This is a genomic window from Streptomyces sp. TN58 (assembly GCF_001941845.1).
Lineage (GTDB): Bacteria > Actinomycetota > Actinomycetes > Streptomycetales > Streptomycetaceae > Streptomyces.
On sequence record NZ_CP018870.1, the window covers coordinates 2,836,174 to 2,842,500 of the forward strand.

Genomic DNA, 6,327 nt, shown 5'->3' on the forward strand with positions numbered 1-6,327 from the left:
CACCGATGATGAGCACGGGGGGCCTCATCACCCGCACCGCGGCACTCCTGCCGAACGCGGAGACACCACCGGTGACGACACCGCGCGCACCCGCCCAGGAGGCGGCCGAGCGCGAACTGTCCAAGCCGATGTACCACGAGAACGACCCGGGCCTGGTGGACCGCGCCCTGCGCGCCTTCTTCGACTGGCTCGACGACCTGTTCGGCGCCGCCTCCGAGGCCACCCCCGGAGGCGCCGTCGGCCTGGCCGCCGTCCTCCTCCTGCTCGTCCTGGCCGTCGCCGCCCTGTGGTGGCGCCTGGGCTCCCCCCGCCGCGGCGCCACCTCCGAAAGCGCCCTCTTCGGCGACGGCGTCCGCAGCGCGGCCGACCACCGCACCGCCGCCGAGGTCCACGCCGCCGCCGGCCGCTGGACCGAGGCCGTCCAGGAGCGCATGCGCGCCGTCGTCCGCGCCCTGGAGGAACGCACCCTCCTGGACCCCCGCCCCGGCCGCACCGCCGACGAGGCGGCCGCCGAAGCCGCCGTCTCCCTGCCGGACCACGCCGCCGCCCTCCACGCCGCCGCCCGCACCTTCGACGACGTCACGTACGGCGGCCGCACCGCGGACGCCGACACCTACGCCCGCCTGCGCACCCTCGACCACACCCTGGACCGCACGAAGCCGCTCCTGACAGGACCCACCGCATGAGCGCCCCCGACAAAGCCGGCGGCCCCCCGGACCCCACCGCTTCCACTGCTTCCGCCGGAACCGGGGGCGCATCGGGCGGATCCCCCGCGGGTTCCGGTGGGGCCGGGGGTGTGTCGGGGCGCTCCCCGCAGGGCGCCGAACGCACCACCGCCACACCTGCCGACCCTGAGAACCGTTCGGCGCCCGAGGAGACGCCCCGGCGCGCCCCCGGCCCCACCGGAACCCCCCCGACCCCGACCCCGGCCACCGCCGCAACCGCCACCACCGCCGGCCGGGGCGACGGCGGAGCCCCCGGCCGGGGACTCGGCCCGGGACTCCGCCGAGCCACCCGCAGGGTCCGCCGTACCGCCGCCATCGTCGCCGTCCTGGCCGCCGGCGCCGTCATCCTCGCCGCCCTGAACTCCGGCACGCGCCACGGCCACCTCGACCCCCGCTCCGCCGACCCCGCCGGCAGCCGCGCCGTCGCCGAGCTCCTCAAGCAACGCGGGGTCTCGACCCGCGTCGTCACCACCGCCCGCGAGGCCGCCGACGCGGCCGGCCCCGGCACCACCCTCCTCGTCACCGACCCGGACCGCCTCGGCGCCACCCAGCGCAGCGCCATCCGCTCCGCCATCGACCTCTCCGGCGGCCGCACCGTGCTCCTCGCCCCCGGCGACCACAGCCTCGGCGACCTCTCCCCCGGAGTCCGTACGGAGGACGACCCCGGCGCCGACGACCTCGACCCCCGCTGCGCCCTGCCCGCCGCCACTTCGGCGGGCCGCGCCGGCACCGGCGGCGACCTCCGCTACACCACCGCCCTCCCCGGAGCCACCGCCTGCTACCCCAGCGGCGGCCACCCCACCCTCCTCGTCCTCCCCACCGGCACCACCGGTGGTGACACCGTCCTCCTCGGCTCCGAGACGATCCTGCTCAACGAGAGCCTCGCCGAGCAGGGCAACGCCTCCCTCGCCCTCCAACTCCTCGGCTCCCGCCCGGACCTCGTCTGGTACCTGCCGTCCCTCGCGGACTCCGACCCCGGCGACGGCGACCAGGACAAGAGCCTCCTCGAACTCGTCCCGGCCGGCTGGTCCTGGGCGCTGCTCCAGCTCTTCGTCGCCGCCGCCCTCGCCGCCCTCTGGCGCGCCCGCCGGCTGGGCCCCCTCGTCACCGAGCGGCTGCCCGTCGCCGTCCGAGCCTCCGAGGCCACCGAGGGCCGCGCCCGCCTCTACCGCAAGGCGGGGGCACGCGACCGCGCCGCCACCGTCCTGCGCGCCGCCTCCCGCGAACGCCTGGCCGCCCTGGTCGGCGTACCGCCCACCCAGGCCCACGACCCGGCCGCACTGGTCCCGGCCGTCTCCGCCCGCCTGACGGGCGGGCCCCAGGACGTGGCCGCCCTGCTCTTCGGCACCACCCCCTCCGACGACGCGGCGCTCGTCGCGCTCGCCGACCACCTCGACGCCCTCGAAAGAGAGGTCCGCACGTCATGACGTACCCGGCCACCGAGTCCACGGCCGCGACCGCGGACAGCGCCCGCGCTTCCCTCGAAGCGCTCCGCACCGAGATCGGCAAGGCCGTGGTCGGTCAGGACTCCGCCGTCACCGGTCTCGTCGTCGCCCTGCTGTGCCGCGGCCACGTCCTGCTCGAAGGCGTCCCCGGCGTCGCCAAGACCCTCCTCGTGCGGGCCCTGGCGGCGTCCCTCGAACTCGACACCAAGCGCGTCCAGTTCACCCCGGACCTGATGCCCAGCGACGTCACCGGCTCGCTCGTCTACGACGCCCGCACCGCGGAGTTCTCCTTCCAGGACGGCCCGGTCTTCACCAACCTCCTCCTCGCGGACGAGATCAACCGCACGCCCCCCAAGACGCAGTCCTCCCTCCTCGAAGCGATGGAGGAGCGCCAGGTCACCGTCGACGGCACTCCCCGCAAGCTCCCCGAGCCGTTCCTCGTCGCCGCCACCATGAACCCGGTCGAGTACGAGGGCACCTATCCGCTTCCCGAAGCCCAGCTGGACCGCTTCCTCCTCAAGCTCACCGTGCCCCTCCCCTCCCGCGAGGACGAGATCGGCGTACTGACCCGTCACGCCGCCGGCTTCGACCCCCGGGACCTGAAGGCCGCCGGCATCCGCCCGGTCGCCGGCCCGGCCCAGCTCGAAGCGGCCCGCGACGCCGTCGCCCGCGTCTCGGTCTCCCCAGAGATCGCCGGCTACGTCGTCGACATCTGCCGCGCCACCCGCGAATCGCCCTCGCTCGTCCTCGGTGTCTCCCCGCGCGGTGCGACGGCCCTCCTCGCGACCGCCCGCGCCTGGGCGTGGCTCACCGGCCGCGACTACGTCATCCCTGACGACGTCAAGGCCCTCTCCCTCCCCACGCTCCGCCACCGCGTGCAGCTGCGCCCGGAGGCGGAGATGGAAGGTGTCACGGCGGACGCCGTCATCACGGCGATCCTCTCCCACGTCCCCGTTCCGCGCTGATGGCCCTCACCGGACGCGCCGCCCTCCTGGCGGCCCTCGGCAGCATCCCCGTCGGCGTCCTGGAGCCGAGCTGGGCCGGCATGCTCGCGGTCAACGGTCCGATCGCGCTGGCCTGCGCGGTCGACTACGCCCTGGCCGCGCCGGTACGCAGCCTGGTGCTGGCCCGGTCCGGCGACACCTCCGTCCGCCTGGGCGAACCGGCGGACGTCCACCTGACCGTCACCAACCCGGGCCGCCGCACTCTCCGTGCCCGCGTCCGCGACGCCTGGCCCCCGAGCAGCTGGACCCCGGGCACGGAGGCGGCCGCGTCCCGCCACGAGCTGGTCGTCCCGGCGGGCGAGCGCCGCCGCCTGACCACCCGGCTGCGTCCCACCCGCCGCGGCGACCGCCGGGCGGACCGCGTCACGATCCGCTCCTACGGGCCGCTCGGCCTGTGGGCCCGTCAGGGCTCCCACCCCGCCCCCTGGACGGTCCGGGTCCTGCCCCCGTTCACCAGCCGCAAGCACCTGCCGTCCCGACTGGCCCGCCTGCGCGAACTGGACGGCCGCACCAGCCTCCTGACCCGCGGTGAGGGCACCGAGTTCGACAGCCTGCGCGACTACGTCCCCGGCGACGACACCCGCTCCATCGACTGGCGTGCCACGGCCCGCCGGCACAAGGTGGCCGTCCGTACCTGGCGTCCCGAACGCGACCGGCACATCCTGATCTGCCTCGACACCGGCCGCACCTCCGCGGGCCGCGTCGGCGACGCTCCCCGTCTGGACTCGGCGATGGACGCGGCGCTGCTCCTCGCCGCCCTGGCCACCCGCGCCGGCGACCGCGTGGACCTCCTCGCCCACGACCGCCGCCCCCGCGCCCAGGTCCAGGGCCGCGCGGCGGCCGACGTCCTGCCTTCCTTCGTGAACGCGATGGCCACCCTCGAACCGGAACTGGTCGAGACGGACTCCCGCACCCTGGTGTCCACCATCCTCCGCAGCGCACCGCGCAGGTCCCTGGTGGTCCTCCTGACGAGCCTGGACGCCGCCCCCGTCGAAGAGGGCCTGCTCCCGCTCCTGCCGCGTCTCACCCAGCGCCACACGGTCCTGCTGGCCTCGGTGGCCGACCCCCACGTGGCGGCGATGACCGCCTCCCGCGGCACCGTGGACGCGGTCTACGAAGCCGCGGCCGGCACCCAGACCCAGGCCCAGCGCCGCCGCACGGCCGACCAGCTCACCCGCCACGGCGTCCACGTGGTCGACGCCACCCCCGACACCCTGGCCCCCACCCTGGCCGACGCCTACCTGTCCCTCAAAGCAGCCGGTCGCCTCTAGCCAACTCCGCTCGGGCCATCGCTTGGCTGGATACGCTGGCTGGGACCCACCAGGAGGACATCATGGCCGACCTCACCCCCGAGCAGATGCGCCGCATGCACGATTTCGCGGAACAGCTCGCGGAGCTGGCCGAGCACCAGGAAGACCAATGGAAGGTGCAGACCACCGACGGTCAGATCTTCCTCACGATGATGAGCCCCACGGCTCCCCACGGGCTCAACGTGGTGCGGCTGCGCCGTCAGATCGAGGCCCAGACACCAGAAGTCATGGCCCTCAATGACACGAACATGGGTGATCCTCAAACCGGCCTGACCAAGGTCCCCGATCTCATGGTCATCGCGGAGGAAGACACCGACGACACCGCCAAGGTCGTCAACGCCCGCGACGTCCTGCTGGTGGTCGAGGTCGTCTCACGGACGAACTCGCTGACTGACATCCGCGACAAGCTGCACGACTACCCCAGGATGGGAGTGCCGCTGTACGTCGTCGTAGACCCCCGCAAGGACAAGAAGACGGTCACCGTACACAGCGACCCCTCATCCGGACCCGACGGCATCCGCTACCGGAAAGCGGTCCCCTACGCCTTCGGGGACACCGTCATCGCCGGTCGCTGGACGCTCGACACGAGCAGCCTCAAGAGCTACCCCGCCGACTGGTGAGACGAGGCGGGGCGTGGCAGCGTTCGGCCGGCCCGTGAACGCAGAAAAGCCCCGCACCAGAAGGTGCGGGGCTTTCCCACAATGATTGTTCGGCGGCGTCCTACTCTCCCACAGGGTCCCCCCTGCAGTACCATCGGCGCTGAAAGGCTTAGCTTCCGGGTTCGGAATGTAACCGGGCGTTTCCCTAACGCTATGACCACCGAAACACTATGAAATTCTGAACATGCTGGTGTTCTCACAGCCGTTCGTTATTTCAGAACTAACACAGTGGACGCGAGCAACTGAGGACAAGCCCTCGGCCTATTAGTACCAGTCAGCTCCACCCGTTACCGGGCTTCCACATCTGGCCTATCAACCCAGTCGTCTACTGGGAGCCTTACCCTCTCAAGGAGGTGGGAATACTCATCTTGAAGCAGGCTTCCCGCTTAGATGCTTTCAGCGGTTATCCCTCCCGAACGTAGCCAACCAGCCATGCCCTTGGCAGGACAACTGGCACACCAGAGGTTCGTCCGTCCCGGTCCTCTCGTACTAGGGACAGCCCTTCTCAATATTCCTACGCGCACAGCGGATAGGGACCGAACTGTCTCACGACGTTCTAAACCCAGCTCGCGTACCGCTTTAATGGGCGAACAGCCCAACCCTTGGGACCGACTCCAGCCCCAGGATGCGACGAGCCGACATCGAGGTGCCAAACCATCCCGTCGATATGGACTCTTGGGGAAGATCAGCCTGTTATCCCCGGGGTACCTTTTATCCGTTGAGCGACGGCGCTTCCACAAGCCACCGCCGGATCACTAGTCCCGACTTTCGTCCCTGCTCGACCCGTCGGTCTCACAGTCAAGCTCCCTTGTGCACTTACACTCAACACCTGATTGCCAACCAGGCTGAGGGAACCTTTGGGCGCCTCCGTTACCCTTTGGGAGGCAACCGCCCCAGTTAAACTACCCATCAGACACTGTCCCTGATCCGGATCACGGACCGAGGTTAGACATCCAGCACGACCAGAGTGGTATTTCAACGTCGACTCCACCCCAACTGGCGTTGGGGCTTCAAAGTCTCCCACCTATCCTACACAAGCCGAACCGAACACCAATATCAAACTGTAGTAAAGGTCCCGGGGTCTTTCCGTCCTGCTGCGCGAAACGAGCATCTTTACTCGTAGTGCAATTTCACCGGGCCTATGGTTGAGACAGTCGAGAAGTCGTTACGCCATTCGTGCAGGT

General features: G+C 71.2%; 5 protein-coding genes and 2 rRNA genes (1 of these 7 only partly in view). 5 read left to right on the forward strand and 2 right to left on the reverse strand.

The features are described 5' to 3' along the window. Positions 1–5: 5 nt before the first annotated feature. From BSL84_RS12885 to BSL84_RS12905, 5 genes are all read left to right on the forward strand, one after another. Positions 6–686: a DUF4129 domain-containing protein gene (locus tag BSL84_RS12885; protein WP_045322835.1), complete on the forward strand. Its 681-nt coding sequence runs from the start codon at positions 6–8 to the stop codon at positions 684–686. Between the two features lie 110 nt (positions 687–796). Then, complete coding sequence (locus BSL84_RS12890) at positions 797–2,152, forward strand: DUF4350 domain-containing protein (protein WP_234363455.1); 1,356 nt, start codon at positions 797–799, stop codon at positions 2,150–2,152. Next, entirely contained in the window at positions 2,149–3,135 is a 987-nt protein-coding gene (locus BSL84_RS12895) for an AAA family ATPase (protein WP_030032197.1), read from the forward strand. Before BSL84_RS12890 ends, BSL84_RS12895 begins: the two co-directional genes overlap by 4 nt. Further along, entirely contained in the window at positions 3,135–4,445 is a 1,311-nt protein-coding gene (locus tag BSL84_RS12900) for a DUF58 domain-containing protein (RefSeq protein ID WP_075970383.1), read from the forward strand. The genes BSL84_RS12895 and BSL84_RS12900 overlap by 1 nt, the downstream gene beginning before the upstream one ends. A 62-nt stretch (positions 4,446–4,507) precedes the next feature. After that, positions 4,508–5,104, forward strand: coding sequence for a Uma2 family endonuclease (locus BSL84_RS12905; protein WP_051873453.1), 597 nt, complete (start codon positions 4,508–4,510; stop codon positions 5,102–5,104). Positions 5,105–5,191: 87 nt separating this feature from the next. Here the strand turns inward: BSL84_RS12905 and rrf are convergent. Both rrf and BSL84_RS12915 read right to left on the reverse strand, forming a co-directional pair. Further along, positions 5,192–5,308, reverse strand: a 5S ribosomal RNA gene (rrf, locus tag BSL84_RS12910). Between the two features lie 79 nt (positions 5,309–5,387). Continuing rightward, positions 5,388–6,327: ribosomal RNA gene (locus BSL84_RS12915) — 23S ribosomal RNA — on the reverse strand (it continues 2,184 nt past the right edge of the window).